At 38.1% G+C, this 23,337-nt stretch carries 23 protein-coding genes and 1 riboswitch; of the genes, 20 read left to right on the top strand and 3 right to left on the bottom strand.

Translation table 11 applies throughout. The features are described 5' to 3' along the window. Positions 1–37: 37 nt before the first annotated feature. Positions 38–226, bottom strand: coding sequence for a YjzD family protein (locus KH893_RS04670; protein WP_281164986.1), 189 nt, complete (start codon positions 224–226; stop codon positions 38–40). Positions 227–352: 126 nt separating this feature from the next. Here KH893_RS04670 and dnaE point away from each other — a divergent pair, with 126 nt between their 5' ends. The 20 genes from dnaE to KH893_RS04570 all read left to right on the top strand — a co-directional run bounded on the left by dnaE (position 353) and on the right by KH893_RS04570 (position 21,515). Further along, on the top strand, positions 353–3,688 hold the full coding sequence (dnaE, locus tag KH893_RS04665) for a DNA polymerase III subunit alpha (protein ID WP_427859843.1): 3,336 nt from the start codon (positions 353–355) through the stop codon (positions 3,686–3,688). Between the two features lie 117 nt (positions 3,689–3,805). Next, on the top strand, positions 3,806–4,768 hold the full coding sequence (pfkA, locus tag KH893_RS04660) for a 6-phosphofructokinase (protein ID WP_281164985.1): 963 nt from the start codon (positions 3,806–3,808) through the stop codon (positions 4,766–4,768). 73 nt (positions 4,769–4,841) lie between these two features. Next, positions 4,842–6,602, top strand: coding sequence for a pyruvate kinase (gene pyk / locus KH893_RS04655; protein WP_281164984.1), 1,761 nt, complete (start codon positions 4,842–4,844; stop codon positions 6,600–6,602). A gap of 121 nt (positions 6,603–6,723) precedes the next feature. After that, complete coding sequence (locus KH893_RS04650; RefSeq protein WP_281164983.1) at positions 6,724–7,182, top strand: DUF441 domain-containing protein; 459 nt, start codon at positions 6,724–6,726, stop codon at positions 7,180–7,182. Between the two features lie 20 nt (positions 7,183–7,202). Next, complete coding sequence (locus tag KH893_RS04645; RefSeq protein ID WP_281164982.1) at positions 7,203–8,063, top strand: CvfB family protein; 861 nt, start codon at positions 7,203–7,205, stop codon at positions 8,061–8,063. A 31-nt stretch (positions 8,064–8,094) separates the two neighbouring features. Further along, a complete protein-coding gene (fur, locus tag KH893_RS04640; RefSeq protein ID WP_282564707.1) occupies positions 8,095–8,568 on the top strand; it encodes a ferric iron uptake transcriptional regulator in 474 nt (157 codons plus the stop codon). Between the two features lie 25 nt (positions 8,569–8,593). Then, positions 8,594–9,481, top strand: a complete 888-nt coding sequence (xerD, locus tag KH893_RS04635) for a site-specific tyrosine recombinase XerD (RefSeq protein WP_281165085.1) — start codon at positions 8,594–8,596, stop codon at positions 9,479–9,481. Positions 9,482–9,563: 82 nt separating this feature from the next. Continuing rightward, positions 9,564–9,926 carry a GNAT family N-acetyltransferase gene (locus tag KH893_RS04630; protein ID WP_281164981.1) on the top strand — a complete coding sequence of 121 codons (363 nt, stop codon included), beginning with the start codon at positions 9,564–9,566 and terminating at the stop codon, positions 9,924–9,926. Next, positions 9,913–10,677 carry a segregation and condensation protein A gene (locus tag KH893_RS04625; protein ID WP_281164980.1) on the top strand — a complete coding sequence of 255 codons (765 nt, stop codon included), beginning with the start codon at positions 9,913–9,915 and terminating at the stop codon, positions 10,675–10,677. Before KH893_RS04630 ends, KH893_RS04625 begins: the two co-directional genes overlap by 14 nt. Next, on the top strand, positions 10,667–11,269 hold the full coding sequence (gene scpB / locus KH893_RS04620; RefSeq protein ID WP_281164979.1) for an SMC-Scp complex subunit ScpB: 603 nt from the start codon (positions 10,667–10,669) through the stop codon (positions 11,267–11,269). The genes KH893_RS04625 and scpB overlap by 11 nt, the downstream gene beginning before the upstream one ends. Beyond that, on the top strand, positions 11,262–11,984 hold the full coding sequence (locus KH893_RS04615; protein WP_281164978.1) for a pseudouridine synthase: 723 nt from the start codon (positions 11,262–11,264) through the stop codon (positions 11,982–11,984). The genes scpB and KH893_RS04615 overlap by 8 nt, the downstream gene beginning before the upstream one ends. Positions 11,985–12,040: 56 nt before the next feature. After that, positions 12,041–12,163, top strand: a riboswitch (FMN riboswitch). A 109-nt stretch (positions 12,164–12,272) separates the two neighbouring features. Continuing rightward, positions 12,273–12,851, top strand: coding sequence for an ECF transporter S component (locus KH893_RS04610; protein ID WP_281164977.1), 579 nt, complete (start codon positions 12,273–12,275; stop codon positions 12,849–12,851). A gap of 186 nt (positions 12,852–13,037) precedes the next feature. Continuing rightward, positions 13,038–14,081, top strand: a complete 1,044-nt coding sequence (locus KH893_RS04605) for a helix-turn-helix domain-containing protein (protein WP_281164976.1) — start codon at positions 13,038–13,040, stop codon at positions 14,079–14,081. Further along, on the top strand, positions 14,074–15,543 hold the full coding sequence (locus KH893_RS04600) for a RecQ family ATP-dependent DNA helicase (RefSeq protein ID WP_281164975.1): 1,470 nt from the start codon (positions 14,074–14,076) through the stop codon (positions 15,541–15,543). Before KH893_RS04605 ends, KH893_RS04600 begins: the two co-directional genes overlap by 8 nt. A gap of 63 nt (positions 15,544–15,606) precedes the next feature. After that, positions 15,607–16,230 (top strand): LysM peptidoglycan-binding domain-containing protein, encoded by a 624-nt coding sequence (locus KH893_RS04595; protein WP_281164974.1) that lies wholly within the window; start codon positions 15,607–15,609, stop codon positions 16,228–16,230. 32 nt (positions 16,231–16,262) lie between these two features. Beyond that, positions 16,263–16,931, top strand: coding sequence for a (d)CMP kinase (cmk, locus tag KH893_RS04590; RefSeq protein WP_281164973.1), 669 nt, complete (start codon positions 16,263–16,265; stop codon positions 16,929–16,931). A 91-nt stretch (positions 16,932–17,022) separates the two neighbouring features. After that, a complete protein-coding gene (gene rpsA / locus KH893_RS04585; RefSeq protein WP_281164972.1) occupies positions 17,023–18,240 on the top strand; it encodes a 30S ribosomal protein S1 in 1,218 nt (405 codons plus the stop codon). A 90-nt stretch (positions 18,241–18,330) separates the two neighbouring features. Further along, the gene (gene der, locus KH893_RS04580; protein ID WP_281164971.1) at positions 18,331–19,641 is read left to right on the top strand and encodes a ribosome biogenesis GTPase Der; all 1,311 of its coding nucleotides are present in this window, start codon (positions 18,331–18,333) and stop codon (positions 19,639–19,641) included. Positions 19,642–19,877: 236 nt separating this feature from the next. Next, entirely contained in the window at positions 19,878–20,153 is a 276-nt protein-coding gene (locus KH893_RS04575) for an HU family DNA-binding protein (protein ID WP_281164970.1), read from the top strand. A 99-nt stretch (positions 20,154–20,252) separates the two neighbouring features. Next, positions 20,253–21,515: a tetratricopeptide repeat protein gene (locus KH893_RS04570; protein ID WP_281164969.1), complete on the top strand. Its 1,263-nt coding sequence runs from the start codon at positions 20,253–20,255 to the stop codon at positions 21,513–21,515. Position 21,516: 1 nt separating this feature from the next. Here KH893_RS04570 and KH893_RS04565 read toward each other — a convergent pair whose 3' ends face one another. After that, complete coding sequence (locus KH893_RS04565) at positions 21,517–22,344, bottom strand: site-specific integrase (RefSeq protein WP_281164968.1); 828 nt, start codon at positions 22,342–22,344, stop codon at positions 21,517–21,519. 109 nt (positions 22,345–22,453) lie between these two features. Next, a complete protein-coding gene (locus KH893_RS04560; RefSeq protein WP_281164967.1) occupies positions 22,454–23,305 on the bottom strand; it encodes an alpha/beta hydrolase in 852 nt (283 codons plus the stop codon). Positions 23,306–23,337: the final 32 nt, after the last annotated feature.

The following is a 23,337-nucleotide window of genomic DNA, read 5'->3' as shown; positions in this document are numbered from 1 at the left end:
AAGAACTTGGAAATTTTCCAAGCTCTTTTTTCATGTTTTAGCGTTTATCAGCTGTGGGATCCTTGATAAAGGAATTTAAGACATTTACTAATACAAAGCCAATGACCATCGCAGTCAACCCATCAGCTAAAGGTGAAAAGGTTGCACCAGTCAAAGCTGAGCCAATGTAGCCGATAACTTCACCATAGATGAAACCCCAAAACAAAGTAACGAGTTGTTTTGCCATTTTTAACACCTCACAGTACAACAGTAGTTTAGCATAAAAATTACTGATTGGCATCAAAATTTGTTAGAACAGTTCAAAATGTTTTTGTTTTTTAGTGCTGACTTGTTATAATAACGGAGAAACGGGGTGAAAATTTTGCAAGGAATTTTGCAAACCATTAGTTGTTATAGCTTGCTTCAAAGCCCTTTGAGACTGGAAGATTTAGTGGCAACTGCCAAAAAACGGGGTTACCAAGCGGTTGCTTTGACAGATCGAAATGTTTTATATGGAGCAGCTAAATTTTATCAGCTTTGTCAACAGGCAAAAATCAAACCATTGATTGGCTTAACACTTCAATTAACGAGTAGCAATGAAATTATTTTGCTAGCTCAGAATAATCATGGTTATCAAAATTTGATGAAAATTTCGACACTCAAAAATCGTCTGATAGCTAACAATGAAGCAGAGTTTTCGCTAGATCAGCTAGCAAGTTTTTTGGAGGATCTTTATGTTATAATGCCGCTGAATTCTGCAGCAAATTCAGCCCTTAAACAAAATGATCAAGTCAGCGCCAAAAAGTATTTAACTCAGTGGCGGCAGCTTGTTTTGCCTAAAAATTTGTTAATCGGTATCAGTCCGCAACTGGATCAAAACATCAAAGTAGAACTATTGGCTTTGGCCGACCAGCTGGAAATGGAAACGATTGCTTTGGAGCCGGTCAAATATTTAAATCCAGCCGATCAAACTTATCTTCAAGTTTTAAGGGCTATTGATCAGGGAGTAAAGTTACAGCCGGCTGAGCAATTGCAAAAGCCAGCTGTCAAAGAGTGGTTACGGCCGGCTGATGAGGTTGCTCAAACTTATCGAACGGCTGGGATGCAGCCACAGTTGCAAAAATTGGAACAACTTTGCCAAAATGTATCATTTCAGTTATCATTTTCACGCCCGCATTTACCCCATTATCCAACGCCGACTGGTCAAACAGCAGCTAGTTATTTAAAACAGCTTTGTCAGCAAGGATTGGCAAAAAGAAAAATCGAAGTAAGTAATCCACGTCAAGCAGTTTATGCACAGCGCTTAGAGCATGAATTGCAAGTGATCAAACGAATGGGGTTCGATGATTATTTTTTGATTGTTTGGGATGTGACGAATTTTGCACATCGAGCTAAAATCGTTATTGGACCGGGCCGGGGTTCGGCAGCGGGTTCTTTGGTGGCTTTTGCTTTGGCAATTACCGATGTCGATCCATTAAAATATGATTTATTATTTGAACGTTTTCTTAATGAAGAACGAGCTCAGATGCCAGATATTGATTTGGATCTGCCTGACACCCGTCGTCAAGAAGTGATTGCTTATTTGCAAAAACGGTATGGTCAAGAACACGTTGCCCAAATCATTACTTTTGGGACTTTAGGAGCACGCCAAGCTTTACGCGATGTTGGGCGAGTTTTAGGAGCCAGTCAATTTGAAATGAATACTTGGAGTCGCTTGATTCCTCATGAATTGAAAATCAAATTGAAAGATGCGTGGAAAAAATCACCAAAATTGCGCGACCAGGTAGCAATTAGTGAAAAAAATCAATTAATTTTCAAAACTGCCTGTGCGTTAGAAGGCTTACCACGTCACTTTTCCATTCATGCGGCCGGAGTAATTTTAAGCGATCAGCAGTTAGCTGATTTAGTGCCATTACAAGTTGGCAGTGATGGGATGCAGTTGACACAGTATACCAAGGATTTTGTTGAGCAGATTGGACTGTTGAAATTTGATTTTTTAGGTTTGCGTAATCTTAGTGTTTTAGACCAAACTTTGAATTTTGTTAAAAAAGATTTTGATCCAAAGTTTGACTTACGGCAGATTTCATTAGCGGATCCGCAAACCTTACAGCTTTTTAAGCAAGCTCGGACTAATGGAATCTTTCAGTTTGAATCGGCTGGAATCCGTAATGTTTTACGTCAGCTGCAACCGGAATCCTTTGAAGACCTAACAGCGGTTAATGCCTTATTTCGACCTGGCCCAATGGAGAATATCGGTCATTTTATTGCCCGCAAACATCAGCAAGAGCCAATTACCTATCCAGCTGATTCGTTAAGACCAATTTTACAGAAAACCTATGGAATTTTGGTTTATCAGGAACAAGTCATGCAAGTTGCTTCAGTGATGGGAGGTTTTTCATTAGGACAAGCTGATCTGCTGCGACGGGCCATGAGCAAAAAAAAAGCTGCCCAAATCTCAGACTTAAAAGAAAAGTTTATCAAGGGAGCTAAACAAAAGGGTTATTCAAAGCAATTGGCAACGCAAGTTTATGAATATATTGAACATTTTGCCAACTATGGTTTTAATCGATCACATGCAGTTGCTTACACAAAAATGGCTTTTGAGCTAGCTTATTTGAAGTGCCATTATCCAGCGGCTTTCTTGGCGGCCTTGTTAGACTCTGTCAGTGGTGATCATGAAAAAACTCGAGCATATGTTTTGGAAGCTCGGCAGTTGAAACTTCAAGTTTTATCACCCAATATTAACCGAAGTCAATTTGGCTTCAGCTTGGTAAACCAGAAAATTCTGTTTGGTTTAGGTTCAATCCGCCAATTACGTCGTGATTTTGTTTGGACGATCTTAAAAGAACGAAAAAATGGTAAATATCAAAGCTTTCAAGATTTCTTGCAGCGGATGCCAGTCAAGTACTTAAAAAGTGAAAGCCTGCAACCTTTGATTTATAGCGGGGCTTGTGATGGCTTTGGCTTTAATCGAGCGACCTTGATCCATAATTTGTCAAAAATTCTGGATAATATTCTTCTAAGCGGTAATAATGTCGAACTTCTGACAGTCCTGGCTCCTAAAATTGAGAAAGTTCCCGATTTCACAGTTAGTGAAAAAATCACTAAGGAAGTTGAATATTTAGGGACTTTTTTATCAGCCCATCCAGTTGAGCAATATCGGCAGCTGGCAGAAATCGAGGGAGTTTCGTTAGTCAGTCAGTTGCGGTCAAATCAGGTAGTCAAAGTTTTATTGTATGTCAAAAAAATCAAAGAGATTCGTACAAAAAAAGGTGAACAAATGGCATTTTTAAGTGGCGAAGATCAATCTGGCCAATTAGAAGTAACAATTTTTCCAAATCTTTTTCGTCAATTAGCGAGTTTAATTCCAGAACAGGTTTATTTAATAACTGGCAAAGTTGATGAGCATCAACAGCGACGGCAGATCATTGCCGTTAAATTAAGTTTGGCAGCAACTTTGAAAACAAAAATGAAAAGAATTTTTTTTATTCGATTGTCAGCTGGAGTTTCAGCAGAAAAAAAGCAATTATTATGGCAATTAATGAAAAAAAATCCAGGCACTAATCCAGTGATCATTTATGAGGTGGCTACCCACAAAAAAATTGTTTTGTCGGAACGTTATTGGCTGAATGATAGCTTGCAATTAACTAAAAAAATCAGTCAACTGATCGGTTCAGAAAATGTTGTCGTAAAAAATGAAAATAATTGAAAATATATTGTGATAAACTGAATTTAATTTCCAAATTTACAAGACAAGTAATTACAAAAGTGTTAATATTATCGGTGGAGAATGTGTTGTTCCATTAAATTTACACGGGGTGAAAAAATGAAACGCATAGGAATTTTAACAAGCGGCGGTGATTCATCTGGCATGAACGCAGCAATTCGTGCAATTGCTCGTTCAGCAATGTCGGCTGGATTGGAGGCCTATGGAATTAATTATGGTTTTGCAGGCTTGGTAGCTGGTGATATTCATCAACTGAATTCAATCAAAATGGACGGGATCATTGCTCGGGGTGGTACAATTTTGTATTCAGCTCGTTTTCCAGAATTTGCTGAAGAAAAAACTCAGCTAAAGGGTATCGAACAACTCAAAAAATTTGGGATCGATGCTTTAGTTGTAATCGGCGGAGATGGCTCATACCATGGCGCTGAACGTTTGACTCAACATGGTTTCAATTCAGTTGGTATTCCAGGGACAATTGATAATGATATCCCAGGCACTGATTTTACGATTGGGTTTGATACAGCGGTAAACACAGCGGTTGAAGCTCTTGATCGGATTAATGATACTGCAACTTCTCATCAACGGGTTTTTGTTGTTGAAGTTATGGGTCGTGGTGCTGGAGACATTGCTTTATGGGCTGGTGTATCTGCCGGTGCAGACGCGATCGTTATTCCAGAACGTGATTATGATATTCAGGCAATTGCTGAAAAAATCAAAGAAAATCGGAAAAATGGTAAAGATCATGCTTTGATCGTTATCGCAGAAGGTGTAATGTCTGCGGCAGACTTTAAAAAACAGCTTGATCAATACGGAGAATTTGATAGCCGGGCAATTACTTTAGGTCATATTCAACGTGGTGGCCAACCAACTGCTAAAGATCGAGTTTTAGCTAGTCGTTTTGGTGACTACGCCATTAAATTACTCTTGGAAGGTAAGGGCGGTTTAGCAATCGGCATTCGCAATAATCAATTAGTCGCAACTGACATCATTGATACATTGGAAAATCATAAGCATATCACCGATGTTTCTTTGCAAGATGTTAACAAACGGTTGCGCTTTTAGTTTTGCTTTAATTTCTGTAAAGAATTGACATAAAAGTCATCTTTAAAAAACTTTATAAGGAGAGATTTTATTCATGAAGAAAACCAAGATTGTAAGTACACTTGGACCAGCCAGTTCTGATTTGGATACAATTGTCAAATTAATTGAAGCCGGAGCAAATGTTTTTCGTTTCAACTTTTCACATGGGGATCACGAGGAACATTTGGCACGTTTGAATTTAGTTCATCAAGCTGAAAAAATTACCGGCAAGATTGTTGGTATCATGCTTGATACGAAAGGTGCCGAAATCCGGACTACGGTTCAAAAAGATGGTAACATTAAATTCCATATTGGTGATGAAGTACGGATCTCAATGGATGCTTCAATTGAGGGAACTCATGAAAAGATTGCTGTTACCTATCCAGGTTTGATTGATGATGTTCACGAAGGCGGTCATGTTTTATTTGATGATGGCTTGATTGATATGCAAGTTGAAAAGATTGATCGTGAAAATAATGAACTTGTCTGCAAAGTTCAAAATGAAGGTGTTCTTGGTTCACGTAAAGGTGTTAATGCACCGGGTGTTGCTATCAATTTGCCAGGAATTACCAAGAAAGATTCAGATGATATTCGCTTTGGTTTGGATCACGAAATTAACTATATCGCTGCCAGCTTTGTTCGTAAGCCACAAGATGTTCTTGATATTCGTGAATTACTTGAAGAGAAACACATGGAACATGTTCAAATCTTTCCGAAAATCGAATCACAAGAAGGTATCGACAACTTTGATGAGATCATTAAAGTTTCAGATGGTTTGATGGTTGCCCGTGGTGATATGGGTGTTGAAATTCCAGCTGAAAATGTTCCGTTGGTTCAAAAATCATTGATCAAGAAATGCAATGCTATAGGTAAACCAGTTATCACTGCTACACAAATGCTTGATTCGATGCAAGAGCATCCACGTCCAACACGTGCTGAAGCCTCTGATGTTGCTAATGCAGTATTTGATGGTACTGATGCAACAATGCTTTCAGGTGAAAGTGCTAATGGTGATTATCCAGTCGAATCAGTTGCTACAATGGCTCGCATCGATGTTAAAGCTGAAAATGCTTTGCGTGAACATCGTCGCTTCTCAATCAACGATTTTGATAAGACAGATGTTACTGAAGCGATTGGTCGAGCAGTCGCTGAAGCTGCTGATAATTTGGGAATTAAAACGATTGTTGCTGCAACCAAGTCTGGTCATACTGCTCGGATGATTTCAAAATATCGTCCAGATGCTGATATTTTGGCAGTTACTTTTGATGATCGGACACGTCGCGGTTTGACAGTTAACTGGGGTGTTTATCCAGTTGTTGCTGATGCTCCAGCATCAACTGATGAAATGTTTACTTTGGCAACGGAAAAAGCTAAAGAAGAAGGCTTTGCTAAAGAAGGCGATTTGATCTTGATTACTGCTGGTGTTCCCGTTGGTGAAAAAGGAACAACTAACTTGATGAAGATTCAATTAATTGGTACCAAGCTGGTTTCGGGCCAAGGTGTTGGTGATGAAACAGTTATTGGTAAAGCAGTTGTTGCAACTTCTGCTGCTGAAGCAAATGAAAAAGCTGTTGAAGGTGCCGTTTTAGTAACCAAGACAACTGACAAAGATTATTTGCCGGCAATTGAAAAAGCTAGCGCCTTAGTTGTTGAAAATGGTGGCTTAACTTCCCATGCAGCAGTTGTCGGGATCTCAATGGGAATCCCAGTTGTTGTGGGTGCTAAAGATGCTACGCAGACAATTAAGAACGGTGAAGTTATCACAGTTGATTCACGTCGTGGAATTGTTTACCGTGGGGCTTCAAACGCACTTTAAGTTTTGATTTAACGAAATAAATTAATTAAAGCTGGATCAGTAATGATCCGGCTTTTTTGTTTACTAAGGTCAGATAGCTTTTCTGAGTAATATCAGTTAAAATGAATGATGAGGTGACAAAATGGAGAGTTGGCTTTTTTTAGGATTGATCTTAATAATTGCATTACTGGCAAAAAATACTTCGTTGATTTTTGCAATTTTAGTCGTAATGGCTTTGAAGTTTTTGCCACTAACAGGTAAATTAATGATCTTGATTGAAAAACAGGGGATCAACTGGGGAGTAACGATTATTTCAATTGCGATTTTAATTCCGATTGCTGTTGGCCGGATCTCTTTTAGTGATCTGCTACAGGTTTTTCAAAGTCCGGCTGGCTGGATCGCAATCGGTTGCGGTATTTTAGTAGCAGTTTTATCAAAACATGGAATTTCATTATTAGCTACTTCGCCACAAATAACAGTTGCTTTATTGTTGGGTACGATCATCGGAGTTGTGGCTTTACAAGGCGTTGCTGCTGGACCGGTAATTGCTTCTGGGATCGCTTATTGCATTTTTTCAGTTTTACAACTTAACTTGAATTAAAAATCGGAGGAAACACCATAATGGTTAGTAATTTAATTGGACAAATAGTGATCGCTAAAATGATCGATCAAAATCAGGATTCGTATTTTGTCCAGGCACAAGCCCAAACTTTACGAGTTGCCAAACAAGAATTGACAGTTGCTTTAAAAAAAGGAGCCGAGATTCGTGGCTTGGTTTATGAAAATGAAAAGCATCAGTTGCAGATGACGACTCAGATTCCCCAAGTTGGTGTGGGACGTTATGCTTTTGGTAAGGTAGTTTCCGTCAAACGTGATCTGGGTGTTTTTGTCGATATTGGTCTAGAGAATAAAGATATTGCGGTTTCTTTGGATGAATTGCCGGAATTACATCAATTGTGGCCTAAAACAGGTGACCAGTTGATGATTGCTTTAAAAGTTGATCAAAAAGGACGTTTGTGGGGAACATTAGCGACAACAGAAATTTTTCAGCAAATTTCCGTTAAAGCTTTGCCAGCAATGATGAATCAAGACGTCGAAGCAACCGTTTATCGTTTAAAATTAGCTGGGACCTTGGTAATCACTAGAGATTTTTATTTAGGATTTATTCACCCAACTCAACGCGATCAGGAACCACGTTTAGGTGAGATCCTTAAAGCTCGAGTTATTGGAGTTCGACCTGATGGAATTTTAAACTTATCGTTGAAACCACGAGCTTATGAAGCAATCGGTGATGATGCTGCTATGCTTTTAAGTGTCTTGCAGCATCAAAATGGAGTTTTGCCGTTTAGTGATCAAAGTTCGCCACAAGAGATCAATGAACATTTTGGAATTAGTAAAGGACGCTTCAAACGAGCAATTGGTCACTTAATGAAAAATGGTTTAGTGACTGAAAAAGATGGTAAACTGTTTTTAAAAGCCTGATTAAAATAAGTGCAGGAAAGAAGTGATAACTTTGTCTTTATTGACTGATGAACTTGGACGAATCGAAACAAGTCTTCACCAAGCCGGCTTGAAGTTGACACCACAGCGCAAAGCAACTGTTAAGACGCTTTTGAAAAATCATACGCGCCACCTATCCGCAGAAGAACTGTTTGCTTTGGTTAAAGAAGATGAACCGGAAATCGGGTTAGCGACAGTTTATCGGACATTAGAAGTTCTAGCTGAATTGAAGATTGTTAACCGTGTTACTTTTGAAGATGGTATGACACGTTACGATTTACGAACAAGTGATAATGGTCATTTTCACCATCATCTTCTCTGTCAAAAATGCGGCAAAGTTCAAGAAATTCATGAAGATCTGTTAATTGATGTTGAAAAACAAGTATGGGAGCGCTTTGGTTTTAAAGTGTTGGATCATCGTTTAACTTTGATGGGGATTTGTCAGGATTGTTTAGCTAAAGAGCAGCAAACAAAAGATAATCTTTGAGCTTTTTGAAATTAGGTGAGCAACAATTAGTGATATTTTAAATGATTATTTGCGTTATTTAAAAGTTGAACGTGATTTAGCTGATAACACGATCGTCAGCTATGGCAACGATTTAAAACAATTTGAAAATTATTTACAAAAAGGATCAGTTACAACTTTTAAGCAAGTGACTCGCAATCAGATTTTAGCTTTTTTGCAAACTGAAATGGAAGTTGCGAAAAGTCCAAGTTCAATCACACGAATGATAACTAGTTTACGTAAATTTTTTCAGTATCTAGTTCAAGAAAACTTGCTTGAACATGATCCAATGCTGTTGATCGATACTCCCAAAAGCCAGTATCATCTCCCAGCAGTTTTGTCGTTAGCAGAAATTGAACGGCTTTTACAGGTTCCTGATACTAATAAACCATTAGGTATGCGTGATCGGGCAATTTTAGAAGTCATGTATGCAACGGGTTTACGAGTTAGTGAATTAGTCAATTTGAAATTATCCGATTTGCATTTAGACCTGGGTTTGATTCAAACATTGGGAAAAGGGCAAAAGGAACGGATTATTCCAATTGGCTCCCAGGCAGTCAAATGGTTGACAAAATATCTAGCTGTGGTTCGTCCACAACTTTTGAAACGCCAAATATCGAGTTATGTTTTTTTAAACTTTCATGGAAAACAGCTGACTAGACAAGGTATTTGGAAAAATTTAAAGCAAACTGTTTTGCAAGCAGGAATTGATAAAGATGTTACTCCGCATACTTTGCGGCATTCTTTTGCAACACATATTTTAGAAAATGGTGCAGATTTGCGGGTTGTTCAAGAACTCTTGGGACATGCAGATATCTCGACAACTCAGATTTATACTCATCTTTCAAAAAAGAGGCTTCAGCGGATCTACCAGCAATTTCATCCTCGTGCTTAGAAAATTTGTTTCATTTCTTAAATTATGGTAAAGTATTTGCGAACTTACGATTTAGCTGAAAGTTGACCATAGGAGGTCTAAAATGCTTTATAAATATAAAAATGACTATGAGAAAATTGCAATGGGTCTGTTGTCTTTTATTCCAGATCTAAAAGAAATTTCACACTTGAAAGCTGAGTTTAATTGGTATTGTGAAGATGAAAACCGCGTTCTTTTTTTATGGAAAAATGATCATGGTGATTTTGTCGGTGTTTTAGGAGTCGAGGTTAGTGAAGAAATCCTAATGGTCAGGCATATTTCGGTTTCTCCAGCCAATCGTCAGGAAGGAATCAGTTTTCAAATGCTGGATGCTTTAGTTCAACTTTATCCTGAACGAAAAGTTATGGGAAGTATGGAAACAGCGAGTCTGATAACTAAATGGGAACAACGTCATGCAGAAATTTAAAGAAGAATCATTACAGCCTACTTTGAAACTAACAAGTTTTGAGGGGCCATTGGATTTGTTGCTGCATTTAATTAAGCAAAATAAAATGGACATTTATGACATTAAGATTTCCGAAATTACCTCGCAGTATTTAGCTTATTTAAATCAAATGCAAACTGCGTCGCTTAAAATTGCTGGCGAATATTTTGTGATGGCGGCTACTTTATTGAGTATTAAAAGTCAGATGCTCCTACCAAAACACGAAGATCTGCAAGATTCGGCAGCTGATGTTGTTGATCCACGTCAGGAATTAGTTGATCAACTGATTGCTCATCAATGTTTTCAATTAGCTGCAGATCAATTGCAAAAGTTGGCTCAAAAACGGCAAGCATATTATAATCGGCCTGCAACTGAACCGCCAATGACCGTCGATCAAGTTTTGCCGAAACAGATAAGTTTGTCGAAATTAGAACGATATTATGGTCAAGTTTTGCTTCGCCGCCAGCAACAAAAAGAACTGCAGCGAACGCGACAAGTCAAAACAGAAAATTTTACGATCGATCAGGAAATCAGTCGAATTGAAGAATTACTTACAAATCGATCGGGTTGGGTCGATTTTCGAAAATTATTTGATCCTCAAAAGATAGTTATCGAACAGTTGGTAACTTCTTTTTTAGCTTTGTTGGAACTGATTAAACGCCATAAAATTGAAGTTATTCAACAATTTGATCTAGGACCGATCAAATTAAGGAGAGCTGATTATGGAATCTAATTTAGCAAAAATTGAGGTACTCTTATTTGTTAGTGGTGATCAGGGTATTGAGATTAGCGAGCTGGCCGAGTTGACAGGTATTATGAGGCCAGCAATTTATTCACAACTGGAACTTCTGCAACAAAAATACGCTGCGGATCCTGATGCAGGTCTGTTTGTTTTGCTTAATCATGAAAAGGCTCGATTAGTGACTAAAAAATCTTTTGCTCCCTTGTTGCGGGCTTATTTTGCTGCTCCTAATACGGCTTCACTTTCACGAGCAGCAATGGAAACGCTAGCGATAGTTGCTTATCGCCAGCCAGTTACGCGGGTGCAAATTGAGGAGATTCGGGGAACAAGTTCAAGTGGGTCTCTGAAACGCTTGCAACTGTTAGAACTTATTCAGAAACAAGGCAGATTAAATGTTCCTGGTCGACCAAATGTTTATGTGACAACTGAAAGTTTTTTGAATCATTTTGGCTTAAAGTCTTTAGATGAATTACCACCGTTTCCGCAGGCGGAACAACTTGATCTGCCTTTGGAAGCCGATGATTTGTTAGAGTTATTTAACAATAAATTAGAAAATAAAGAAAAGGAAGAAAACTTTGACTAAAGAACGTTTACAAAAAGTCATCGCTCAGGCAGGAATCGCTTCCCGCCGGGCAGCTGAAAAATTAATTAAGGCTGGAAAGGTCAAAATTAATGGGAAGATTGTAACTGAGTTAGGAACCAAAGTAACACCTGCAGATTTAATTCAAGTTGATGGTCGGGTGATTGAGCAGCAAAAGAAAGATTATTATTTATTCTATAAACCGCGTGGGGTAATTTCGGCGGTCAGCGATAATAAAGGCCGTAAAGTTGTGACTGACTATTTTCCTGAAGTAAGGGAACGAATTTATCCAATTGGTCGTTTAGACTATGATACCTCGGGAATTTTGTTACTGACGAACGATGGCGACTTGGCTAATCATTTAATGCATCCAAAATTTAAAATTGAGAAAACATATCTGGCAAAGATTAAGGGGATTCCTTCAAATGAAGAACTTAAAAAATTAAGTGGTGGGGTGATTATTGATGGCAGAAAGACCTCATCTGCAAAAGTAAAGAAGTTTTCAGTTAATTTGGCCAAACAAACTTCTCTCTGGTTATTGACGATCCATGAAGGTCGTAATCATCAAGTCAAAAAGATGTTTGCAGCAATTGGCCATCCAGTTATTAAATTGAAGCGGCAAAATTACAGCTTTTTAGACCTAACTGGTTTAAGGCCCGGTCAATATCGGCAGTTAAGTCACCATGAAGTTGAGCAATTAAAAAAATTAGTTAAGTAAGGTTGCTGAGTGTGATTTTTTGTGATACACTTAGTGAGTAAAAAATTTAAAAAGTAGTTTATCTTCAGGGGCAGGGTGAAACTCCCGACCGGCGGTAATAGGCCGCGACCTACATCTTTATGTAGTTGAACTGGTGTGATTCCAGTGCCGACAGTATAGTCTGGATAAAGAAGATAGGGCTTATTTAACGGTAGATTAAATAAACTCTGTTGATCAATCCCTTGATCAGCAGAGTTTTTATTTTTAAGTAAGCACCGTGAAGATGAACTCGATTCGGAGGTCATTGAGATGGTTGTTTCTGTAGCACGAAAGTATGTTTTAGCTGCTTGTTTGGCGGCGATTTCTTATTTGTTAATGTTTTTATCTTTTGCAGTGATTCCAATTGTTCCGTACATGAAGGTTGATTTTTCTGATCTGCCAGTTTTGTTAGGAATGTTTTTATTGGGACCGTTCGGGGGAATTGAAATAGCTTTGATTCGCTCGGTGCTTTACTTCTTGATTTCTGGTCCGTCAATTAGCAATTTGATTGGCGTTTCGACGAGTTTTTTAGCAACCCTGGCTTTTTGTTTGCCAATGTATCAAATTGTTCAGTCAGAACACTTCTTAAAGGGTAAAAAAGTTTTACTGTCGATTGTTGTAGCTACGTTAAGTTTGACTTTCTTTTTGTCGTTGGGCAATTGGCTGATAATCACCCCGCTTTATATGAGCGTGTTGGGAATGAAGTTGTCTTTACCGCTGAACCAACTGATCTTATTTGGGGTCATTCCTTTTAATTTGATCAAGGGAGTCTCGTTAAGCATAGCCTTTTGGTTAGTTTTTAGTAAGTTAAGGTACTGGTTAAATGATCATTCATTGATTACCCGTTAATGATCAATGATTAAGCTCAAGATGTCGATTTCTTGGGCTTTTTTGTTTGCCACTAGTTTGGGAAAGTTGCTAAGGAGTTTGATTATCAAAAATAATTTTAAATAGTTGCTTTACTTTTTGCAGGTTTCAGCCATTTCAGCGTATACTTATTTTAGAAGATTAATTCAAGCCAGGGAGATTTTAATAATGCTTGCAAACCGGTTGCTTTATTTTTTTTCAATTGATCAACCGCGGCGTCCAAATGTTATTCGCCAAGTTTTGACAAATAAAAAAACGGTCTCGAATCTTTTTTGGGGCTTGAGCTATCAAATGCTGGATTGGCTGGGAGTTGATCCACGAATTGAAAATGTGGTTTTTAATCAACAGATAGCCATTTTAAAACAACACAACTGGTTGCAGCAAATTGATGATCAGCAGTTGTGTCTTACGCAAGCTGGTCAACAATGTTTAGCCACCTTTTTAGCAGAACATTATTGGCGCAAGGCACCACAATTAGTGCAACGCTTAAATTGTCGAGCTTGGTTACAGATGTTGCCTTTGGTTGTGCAGACTTTTTCGGAAATGTCCTATCACAATCAGCACTATTATGTCATCGCAACTTCGCCACAGATTCAATGCTGGTTCAAAAAGTGGTGGCGACATTTTGATCATCAAAGATTACAAACTGATTTGCCACAACTATTAAATGTTTTTTTAGAGAATCTACCGGCTCAGCAGGCTGATGTGTTTCTCAATTTTTTTGCTGGCCATCAAGTAGCTGGGCAAACTTATACACAAATTGCTAAGCAAACTAAATGGACAGTGACAGATCTAAAAATTTTACATGAAGATCTTGCCTTACGCTTTGCTGTTTTTTTGAGTAAACAAAGTGAGCCATGGCAGGCATTAGTTAGTTTGTTTCAAAAAAGTCCTTTGCCAACTAGTTGTGCGCAAACTTATCAGCGTTTTTTAAATGGAGAATCAAGCAAAAAAATTGCCGTTGAACGGCATTTAAAGATAAATACGATTCGCGAACATTTATTAATGGCAGCAATTTTTTGTCAGAATTTCCCTTATCAGCAGTTGTTAGTGCCGCAACAGCTGACATTTATGAAAGAATCATTATCAGGAGCTCCGAGTACTTGGGATTATCAAATTATTGAGCCAAGAGAAATTGATTTCTTTTCTTTTCGGCTGTACCAGATTCAACAAACAAAAATCAGACAGCAAGGTAAGTCAATAGATGAATGATCAAAAGTTAAGTGCCGCTTTAAGAGATTTATTTGGATATTCAAAGTTTAAGCCTGGTCAACGAGAGACCTTGAAAGCGCTACTAGCGAAACAAATGACGCTGGCGATCCTTCCAACGGGGACTGGCAAGTCTTTATGCTATCAAATGTATGGCTGGTTAGTGCATCGTCCAGTTTTAATTATTTCTCCCCTAATTTCATTAATGCAAGATCAGGTCAAAGAACTTAAATTTTTAGGTGAAAAGCGAGTGATCGCTTTGAACTCACAGCTGGAGCGATCGGACAGAGAGTTTGCACTAGAGCATTTAGCTAATTATCGGTTTGTTTTTGTTTCACCAGAAATGGCCATGCAAATTCAAACTGTTCAAATTTTAAAGCAAGTTGATTGGGGCTTATTCGTTGTTGATGAAGCGCATTGCATTTCGCAATGGGGACCTGACTTTCGACCCGATTATTTACAGCTAGGTAAATTACGTCAACAATTGAGCTATCCGTTAACGCTGGCTCTGACAGCAACCGCAACTAGTGAAGTAAAACAAGATATCGGTCACCGTTTATTCATTGAAACGAAGCCAAAAATTATTTGCTATTCTGTTAATCGACCTAATATTTATCTTTCAGTTCTTGAAGCAAAAACAATTGATCAGAAAAATCAAATTTTATTCTCCTTGCTCAATCAGCTTAAAACACCAGGCCTAATTTATTTCAATAGTCGTAAAGCAACTGAAGAAATTGCGAATTTGATCAATGAAAAGACGGCTTTAACAGCGGCGGCCTATCACGCTGATTTAACGCAGGCAGAAAAATTTGCGGTTCAGCAGCAGTTTATGCAGCAGCAATTAGAGATTGTTTGTGCAACGAGTGCTTTTGGAATGGGAATTAATCAAAAAAATGTTCGTTTTGTGATCCATTACCATTTGCCAACTGATTTAGCAGCTTATTTGCAGGAAATTGGCCGGGCGGGTAGAGATGGTCAACAAAGCATTGCGATTCTCTTATATACTCCCGAGGATTTTCGGTTACAGCGACAATTAAGCTTAACTACTTTACCAACGACATCACAAATTAAAGCTTTTTTTTCTGTGGATTCCAAACTGCAAAGGGTTTTAGCTACTCAAGAAGAAAACTTTCAGTTATTGGCCTATTATCAGCGACTGGGCAGTCAGCCAGCTCAGTTAATCAAATTTTTTGCAACTTTAAGACAAGCTAAGAATACTAAGTTAGCAGTCTTGAAAGCTTATTTGGCTTGTCAAGGATGTCGGCGAAAATTTATTTGCAGTTACTTCGATGAGGATGTTAGTCAACTGGAACATGATCAACATTGCTGCCAACTGCCAGAAGATGATCTGCCATTGCAGCGACTGGGGTTAAAGAAAGAATCAATTTTTCAAAAAAGGGTGCTACAATTAACTCCATTTAAAGCTCAGCTGAAGAAGTTGTTTGCGAATTGGTCAGGAAACTAATATAGTGGTGGAATAATAATTATGGTAGAATAAAGGGTAAACAACACGAGGAGGGACTTTACGATGAATCACAAGGATGACGATCAGCAATCAAAGCCTTGGGACCGCAGCTTTGATGATGAACGTGATGAAAATGGCAATTATTCACGGACTGCCAGCCGAAAAAAAATCAAAAATAATTCAGTTTTAACAACGTCATTATTAATTGTCTTTATTGTTGTTATCATTGGGACAGTTGCACTTTATTTCGTTTCGCAAAACAGTGCTAATAAGACTTCAAGCAATAATAACAATAATGTCGGCGTAGTTGAGTCATCTGCTAAAAAAAATAAAAAAACTAAGACTAGCAAAGGTCAAACTAGCAACAAAAGATCAAGTTCAAGTAGTACACAGACGGTTGCTGCAAATGAAAGTTCAACTAAGACGTCTAGTGCTGAAACGAGTTCAACTAAAACAGAAGAAAGCAGGACTTCTTTAGCTGATTCGAGTTCAGCAGTATCAGCTTCAACTAGTTCGGCAGTTGAAGCAAGTAGTTCAGGTGCAGTCTATGCAACGGTTGGGTCTGGTCAAGGAATTTATCGAGTGGCAACTAACAACGGCTTGACGATAGCTGAACTTTTGCAATTAAATCCAGGACTTTCCAGTTCATCTGTTTTATCGCCTGGTCAAAAAGTTAGGGTAAAATAATTGAGTTTAATTTAAGGGAGATTTTTAGTCTTATGAGAACAAGGTTACAGATTGCAATTGATGGCCCGGCATCAGCTGGAAAGAGCACCGTTGCAAAGCAAATTGCTAGTCAGTTAAATTATATTTATTGTGATACTGGGGCAATGTACCGGGCAGTAACCTGGGCAGCCTTAAAAGAGAAAGTTGTTCTTGACGATGATGCTGCGTTGGCCCAATTATTAAGTCATTTGGAAATTAGTTTTGTGCCGCAAAAAGCTGGTCAACAGGTTTTGGTTAATCAAGAAGACGTGACCCAGGCAATTAGAACACCAACCGTTAGCAAACATGTTTCAACTGTTGCTGCCCAGATAAGTGTTCGCGAAGCACTGACTGCTAAACAGCAGAGATTGGCAGTCAATGGTGGAATCGTGATGGATGGTCGAGATATTGGGACCACAGTTTTGCCAAATGCGCAAGTTAAAATATTCTTAGTTGCGAGTGTTAAAGAACGAGCTTTACGTCGCTATCGTGAAGATCTGGCTAAGGGATTTAAGGTGGATCTTCAGCAACTAGAAAGTGAAATTGCCTTGCGGGATAAGAAAGATGAATCACGGGCAATTTCCCCTTTAACGCAGGCAGAAGATGCAATTTTAGTCGATACAACTAGTTTATCGATCAATCAAGTGGTCGATAAAATCATGGAAATTATCAAAAAAAAGTAAAAAGCGCTTGAAAAATGTATTTTAACTGGATTTTAAATCAATTTTCAGCTAAAATGGTATTTAGAGTTAGTCGTTAAGGAGGACATGGTCCATGAGTGAAGCAGATTCGAAAAAAGATTTATTAGAAGCACTAAACAGTGTTAGTGAAGTAAAAATTGGAAACGTCGTTAAAGGCGAGGTTCTAGCTTTTGATGATGATAAACAAGTAATTGTTGGAATCGAAGGAACTGGTGTTGAAGGCGTTGTACCGTTTAAGGAATTAAGCGTTAAACCAGGTGAGGATGTTACTAACCAGATCAAAGTTGGGGATGTTTTTGATTTGGTAGTTATCTCAAAGATCGGTTCAGATAAAGAGGGCGGTAGCTATTTGCTTTCGCAACGTCGTTTGGAAGCCCGCAAAGTATGGGATGAAATTGAGAAAAAGTATGAAGCTGGCGAAACAATCTCAGCACCTGTTACCCAAGTTGTTAAAGGTGGCTTGGTAGTTGATGCAGGTGTTCGTGGATTTATTCCGGCTTCAATGATTGAAGATCATTATGTCGAGGATCTTAATCAGTTTAAGGGCCAAACACTTGAGTTGAAAATTATAGAAATTGAGCCAAGCGAGAATCGCTTAATTTTATCGCATAAAGAGATTGTTAAGGCTGCGCGTGAAGCTAAAAAGGTTGAAACGTTAGCTAAATTAGCAGCTGGCGATGTTGTTGAAGGCAAGGTAGCACGTCTAACTAACTTTGGTGCTTTTGTTGATTTAGGCGGAGTTGATGGATTGGTCCATGTTTCAGAAATTGCTTTTGAGAGAGTCGACAAGCCAAGCGATGTTTTAAAAGTTGGGCAAGAAGTTAAAGTTAAAGTTTTATCTGTTGATCCTGATAAAGAACGAGTTTCATTGTCTATTAAACAAACATTGCCACAACCTTGGGATCAGGTCAGTGAAAAGATTGCTGAGGGTGATGTTATTGAAGGAACGGTTAAACGTTTGACCAGTTTTGGTGCTTTTGTCGAAGTTCTTCCTGGTGTTGAAGGTTTGGTACACATTTCACAGATTTCACATAAGCATATTGCAACTCCAAATGAGGTTTTAACTTCTGGAGAAAAAATTAAGGTCAAAGTTTTGAGTGTTCATCCTGAGCAGCATCGGCTTGGTTTATCAATTAAAGCTTTAGAAGAAAAACCAGTAGCTGGTGAGACTAAAAAACCGGCAGTTAAAAAAGCAGAGTCTTCAGTTGCCAATGAACCTGAAGAAAGTACCGGGTTCACTTTAGGTGATCTGGTTGGTAATGAACTTAAAAATAAGGATGATCAAGAATAATTCTTGATGATGAAGAAATTTTTGACTGGTGCAAAAGATTTGTTCTTTTGGGCCAGTTTTTTTGAGCATTGATGAAAGGAGAAACGGTAAGTGAGTAATCCAGTAGTTGCAATTGTTGGCCGGCCTAATGTGGGTAAGTCGACGATTTTTAACCGAATAGCGGGTGAAAGAATTTCAATTGTTGAAGATACTCCCGGTGTTACCCGCGATCGCATCTATACTCATAGTGAATGGCTGGGTCAGAAATTTAACTTAATTGACACTGGCGGAATTGATATCGGAGATGAGCCTTTTTTGACTCAAATCAAAGAACAGGCGGAAATTGCGATTGACGAAGCAGATGTAATTGTTTTGATTGTAAGTGTTCGCGAGGGAGTAACTGAGGCTGATGAAAAAGTTGCTCAAATTCTTTATCAAACTGATAAACCGGTGATTGTTGCTGTAAACAAAGTTGATAATCCAGAATTGCGTGCAGACATTTATGATTTTTACTCATTAGGTTTTGGAGACCCAATTCCGATTTCTGGAGTTCATGGAATTGGAATTGGAGATTTGTTGGAAAAGGTTTGTCAGGCATTTCCTAAAGAAAATCATCAGGAATTAGATCAAAGTATTAAGTTCAGTTTGATTGGCCGTCCAAATGTCGGTAAATCATCGTTGGTAAATGCCATTTTGGGACAAAATCGAGTTATTGTTTCAAAAATTGAAGGAACAACTCGTGATGCGATTGATACACCATTTGAAACTGAGAATAAGGAACGTTTTACCGTGATCGATACTGCAGGAATTAGAAAAAAGGGTAAGGTTTATGAAAGCACGGAAAAATATTCAGTGTTAAGGGCATTGCGAGCAATTGATCGTTCCGATGTTGTTTTAGTTGTTTTAGATGCTGAAACGGGTATTCGCGAGCAAGATAAGAAAGTGGCTGGTTATGCCCATGAAGCTGGTCGAGGTATCATTATTTTAGTCAATAAATGGGATTTGATTAAAAAGGATAACTACACTTTAAATGAGTTTGAAAAACTGATCCGTCAAGAGTTTCAGTACTTAGACTATGCACCAATCGTGTTTGTTTCAGCTAAAACTAAGCAACGCTTAAGTCAATTACCGGAATTAATTAAACAGGTCTCAATCAACCAGCAGCAGCGGATCAAATCTTCAGTATTAAATGATGTTTTGCTAGACGCAGTTGGTCGTAATCCAACCCCAACAGAGAATGGCAAACGTTTGAGAATTTACTATGGGACACAAGTGGCTGTTAAACCACCGACTTTTGTAATTTTTGTCAACGATCCTGATTTGATGCATTTTTCTTACGAACGTTATTTACAAAATCAGCTGCGAGAGGCATTTGACTTTACAGGAACACCAGTGCATTTGATCAAGCGACAACGAAAGTAAGGCAATAGAAAGTGCTTTTGAACAAAATAATTTTTGAAAATAAATTTTAAAACTTTATGAGATTTTTTTTAGAATTGAAGTGTTAAAAAGAGAGTCATAAACCTTGATATATTAGGGTTTATATGCTACCTTATTAAGAGAGATGATGATTTGTTAGTCATTGTTTCGTCATTTCACTTGAAATGACACATAGCCACAACTTAATTTGTGGATTCTTCAGCTGAGGAGGTGAAACCATGGCAAACAAAGCACAATTGATCGATACAGTTGCAACTAAAACTGGTTTGACAAAGAAAGATGCAACTTCAGCTGTTGATGCAGTTCTGGAAACGATCCAGGATCTACTTAAAGAAGGCGAAAAAGTTCAATTAATCGGATTTGGTAATTTCGAAGTTCGTGATCGTGCAGCTCGTAAGGGCCGTAACCCACAAACTGGTGCAGAAATTGAAATCCCTGCAAGCAAGGTTCCGGCATTTAAACCGGGTAAAGCGCTGAAAGATGCTGTTAAATAGTTTACAGCTCATAACAATTCGCCAATAGTCGGAACAGATTTAGTGTTCCGGCTTTTTGTTTATCGATTAAAAATTATTGGACTTAAAAAGAGGATAAGAATGACATACTCTGAAAAAACATTAACGCAAATCAAGCTTGGCAACTTTGATTTAGCTGCTCGAGAATTACAACTGGCGCTTTTAGATGATCAACCGGATTTTTTATTTAATTTAGCTGAGGAGTTACAGCAATTAGGTTTTTCTGACTGGGCAAAGCAAATTTATCAAAGTTTATTAAAAAGTTTTCCTGAGGAAGATCAGTTGAAGACGGCCTTGGCAGAGATTGCTATCAACAATGGGCAAGATGATCAAGCTTTGGTTTATTTAAGTCAGGTAAGACCTGATTCTCCAGCTTACTTAAATTCGTTACTAGTAGCAGCTGACCTGTATCAAACACAAGGCCTATTTGAGGTCAGTGAACAAAAACTTTTAACAGCTTTAAGAATCGCTCCACATGAATCAGCAGTGATTTTTGGTTTGGCGGAACTATATTTCAATGTTAAGCGTTACCGATCAGCATTACCATTTTATCTGCAACTTTTAAAAATGGGCCAGTTGCAGTTAGCTAAGGTTAATTTAGTTCAACGAGTAGGGGTCTGTTATGCTGAAACTGGTCATTTTGAGCAAGCGCTAGGTTATCTTGAGCAGATTCATCAGCGTGATTTAGATCCAGACATTTTGTTCGAGCTAGCCTTCACGCAGCTTCAATTAAAACGCTATGAAGCTGCAGTTAAAAGTTTCGAAAAGTTAAGAGAAACCAATCCGGACTATACTTCTTTGTATCCTTATTTAGCTAAAGCTTATGAACAACAAGGGCAACAGCAGCAAGCATTATTGATCGATCAAGAAGGCCTGCGTGTTGATCAATATAACAGTAAACTTTATTTGCATGCTAGCAAAATGGCGCAGAAGCTGTCACAACCAGTTGTAGCTGAACAATATTTACGTCAGATCTTGAAATTTGACGAGGATAATCTATCAGCTTTAATTGAATTAAGTGATCTTTTACAAACTCAAAAAAAATATCAAGAAAATATCAAATTGTTGACAAAAGCTATCAAGACGAGCAATGATTCACAATTAGTCTGGAATCTTGGTCGTGCATATAGCGCTTCGGAAAACGATCAGCCAGCACTTGAATGCTATCGTTCTGTTCAAAGAGACTTTGAACAAGAAACAGATTTTTGGCAAGAGTTGGCATTACTAGCCAGACGCGGTGGAGATCTGCCACTTGCTCGAAAGGCAGTTGCTAATTATTTGAAGATTCAACCGAATGATTTAACGATGCTTGATTTGCAAAATGAACTTAATGAAGCATTCTAAATTAAGAACTTGTGGTTTCATGTGGCTGATAGCTTAATAGACGGTAGTAATTTAAGGACTTTAAATCAAGGTGTAGCTTGCGACAGCAGGTAAGCGATGTTAAATTGCGATGGCGAATCAAGAAGCTTAAAATGGCATCACGTCGTAAATTTTTTGGTGAAAAGGGAAATGGCAGCCAATTTTGATCTTTTTTCAAATATTTATGCAAGGCCGGCAGGGTTAAACGTGGAGCATGATGATCCGTTTTTCTTTTTAAAAATAGATCTTCGCAAATCTGATTTTTAGCGAGTGGTTGATGAAAAGCTTTGAATTGCTGCATAAATTGGCGCTCAAAGTTATTTAAAGCTTCGAATTGCCAAATTTGGTAAAAGTCCGCTTCTAAGAACTCTGTTGACTGAAAAAAATGCGCTGTCAGTAAAAGAGTTAAACGTCCATAAAAACTAATTTGAGGGTTTGCTAGCAGTTCAGCTAATTGATCACTCCAAAAGAGTTGATTTGGTTGATTGCTGGTAACGGGAGTGCTTTTAAGACCTAGTGTTGGTAAAGTTGAAATTTGTTTTGCTTGAAACAAAAAAATAAAATATTGATTTAAATGAGAAAGAACTTTATTATAAGTTGCAGCTGTGATATCAGCTGCTTTTTTTAATTCCAAAAAATAGGCTCGTAAATCACTTTCAGTAATCGCCTTTAACTCAGTAGGCTGGCGACCATTACTTGCTAAAAAACGAAAAAAGTTAATTAAATCATGGCGATAACTTAAAACTGTTTGGGCCGCTAACTGTTGTTGAAAAAGATGATTTTCAAAAATACTTTGCAGTGGGTAATTCAATGGAAGCTACCTCCTAAGGGCTGAACTCATTTTTTGTTAAATGTACATTTTTACCTTAACTTAAATTCAAAACAAAATCAAGCGCTGCCCAAACCGCAGCGCTTAATAATCAAAGAACCTTAGCTAGAAACTCTGCAATAATTTTAAAAACAGTTGGCTGCAGAAATTTCAAATCCATATGACCGGCATTTTTGATCTGATATAAATCAGCCAAGACCTTGTTATCAATTAATTTTTGATACAGTCTTTGACTATCTTGAACAGGAACAACAACATCTTGATCGCCGTGTAAAATCAAAAAGGGTACTGTCCGTTGATTTATATAGGTTAAAGGGTTTGCTTGTTGATCAAGTTGTGGAGCTGATTCGGGCTCTGCACCCAATAAATTACGGTAAACAAAATCAAAATCGTCAGATGAACTCCCTTGTTTGGCAGTTAAGGGGTCAACCACACCATACCAAGGAATAGCTGCTTGGATATCACTAGAAACGTTTAAGTTATTTCCAATATCAAATCTTTTTTGACCATTAGTAACACCGAGCATGCTTGCTAGATGCCCACCAGCTGATTCTCCCATGGCAACGAATTTTTCTGGATTAGCCTGGAATTTATCAGCATTGGCTCGAACGTAACGGATTGCAGCTTTGGCATCTTCCAATTGGCCTGGAAAATTAATTTTATTACTGTCACGATACTCGACTCCAACGACGATAAATCCATTGCGGGCAAAGTCAACTAAATTGGGTAAATAAATATTATGATCAGTGTCCATCCAACCGCCACCAGCAAACCAAAAGATTACGGGAAACGTTTTTGAACCTGCTTTTGCAAAATGTCTAATTACTGACAATTTTAAATCGCGGGTTGTTTTTCCTAACCAGCCTGGAACTTGGGTATAAGTCAAATTGCTGTCCAACCATAATCCGTCACGTTCTATAGGTACATCAATCGTATATTTCATTAAAACCATTTCCTTTCTAAAAGTAACCTTCA

The sequence above is a fragment of the Liquorilactobacillus sicerae genome (assembly GCF_029916425.1).
Lineage (GTDB): Bacteria > Bacillota > Bacilli > Lactobacillales > Lactobacillaceae > Liquorilactobacillus > Liquorilactobacillus sicerae.
Note: the sequence above shows the minus strand (reverse complement) of the source record. Positions and strands in the feature narration are given on the sequence as shown.

Coding starts and splice junctions, on each gene's coding strand:
- KH893_RS04670 (WP_281164986.1), bottom strand. CDS start 226: ATGGCAAAACAACTCGTTACTTTGTTTTGGGGTTTCATCTATGGTGAA.
- pfkA (WP_281164985.1), top strand. CDS start 3,806: ATGAAACGCATAGGAATTTTAACAAGCGGCGGTGATTCATCTGGCATG.
- pyk (WP_281164984.1), top strand. CDS start 4,842: ATGAAGAAAACCAAGATTGTAAGTACACTTGGACCAGCCAGTTCTGAT.
- KH893_RS04650 (WP_281164983.1), top strand. CDS start 6,724: ATGGAGAGTTGGCTTTTTTTAGGATTGATCTTAATAATTGCATTACTG.
- KH893_RS04645 (WP_281164982.1), top strand. CDS start 7,203: ATGGTTAGTAATTTAATTGGACAAATAGTGATCGCTAAAATGATCGAT.
- KH893_RS04630 (WP_281164981.1), top strand. CDS start 9,564: ATGCTTTATAAATATAAAAATGACTATGAGAAAATTGCAATGGGTCTG.
- KH893_RS04625 (WP_281164980.1), top strand. CDS start 9,913: ATGCAGAAATTTAAAGAAGAATCATTACAGCCTACTTTGAAACTAACA.
- scpB (WP_281164979.1), top strand. CDS start 10,667: ATGGAATCTAATTTAGCAAAAATTGAGGTACTCTTATTTGTTAGTGGT.
- KH893_RS04610 (WP_281164977.1), top strand. CDS start 12,273: ATGGTTGTTTCTGTAGCACGAAAGTATGTTTTAGCTGCTTGTTTGGCG.
- KH893_RS04605 (WP_281164976.1), top strand. CDS start 13,038: ATGCTTGCAAACCGGTTGCTTTATTTTTTTTCAATTGATCAACCGCGG.
- KH893_RS04600 (WP_281164975.1), top strand. CDS start 14,074: ATGAATGATCAAAAGTTAAGTGCCGCTTTAAGAGATTTATTTGGATAT.
- KH893_RS04595 (WP_281164974.1), top strand. CDS start 15,607: ATGAATCACAAGGATGACGATCAGCAATCAAAGCCTTGGGACCGCAGC.
- cmk (WP_281164973.1), top strand. CDS start 16,263: ATGAGAACAAGGTTACAGATTGCAATTGATGGCCCGGCATCAGCTGGA.
- rpsA (WP_281164972.1), top strand. CDS start 17,023: ATGAGTGAAGCAGATTCGAAAAAAGATTTATTAGAAGCACTAAACAGT.
- KH893_RS04575 (WP_281164970.1), top strand. CDS start 19,878: ATGGCAAACAAAGCACAATTGATCGATACAGTTGCAACTAAAACTGGT.
- KH893_RS04570 (WP_281164969.1), top strand. CDS start 20,253: ATGACATACTCTGAAAAAACATTAACGCAAATCAAGCTTGGCAACTTT.
- KH893_RS04560 (WP_281164967.1), bottom strand. CDS start 23,305: ATGAAATATACGATTGATGTACCTATAGAACGTGACGGATTATGGTTG.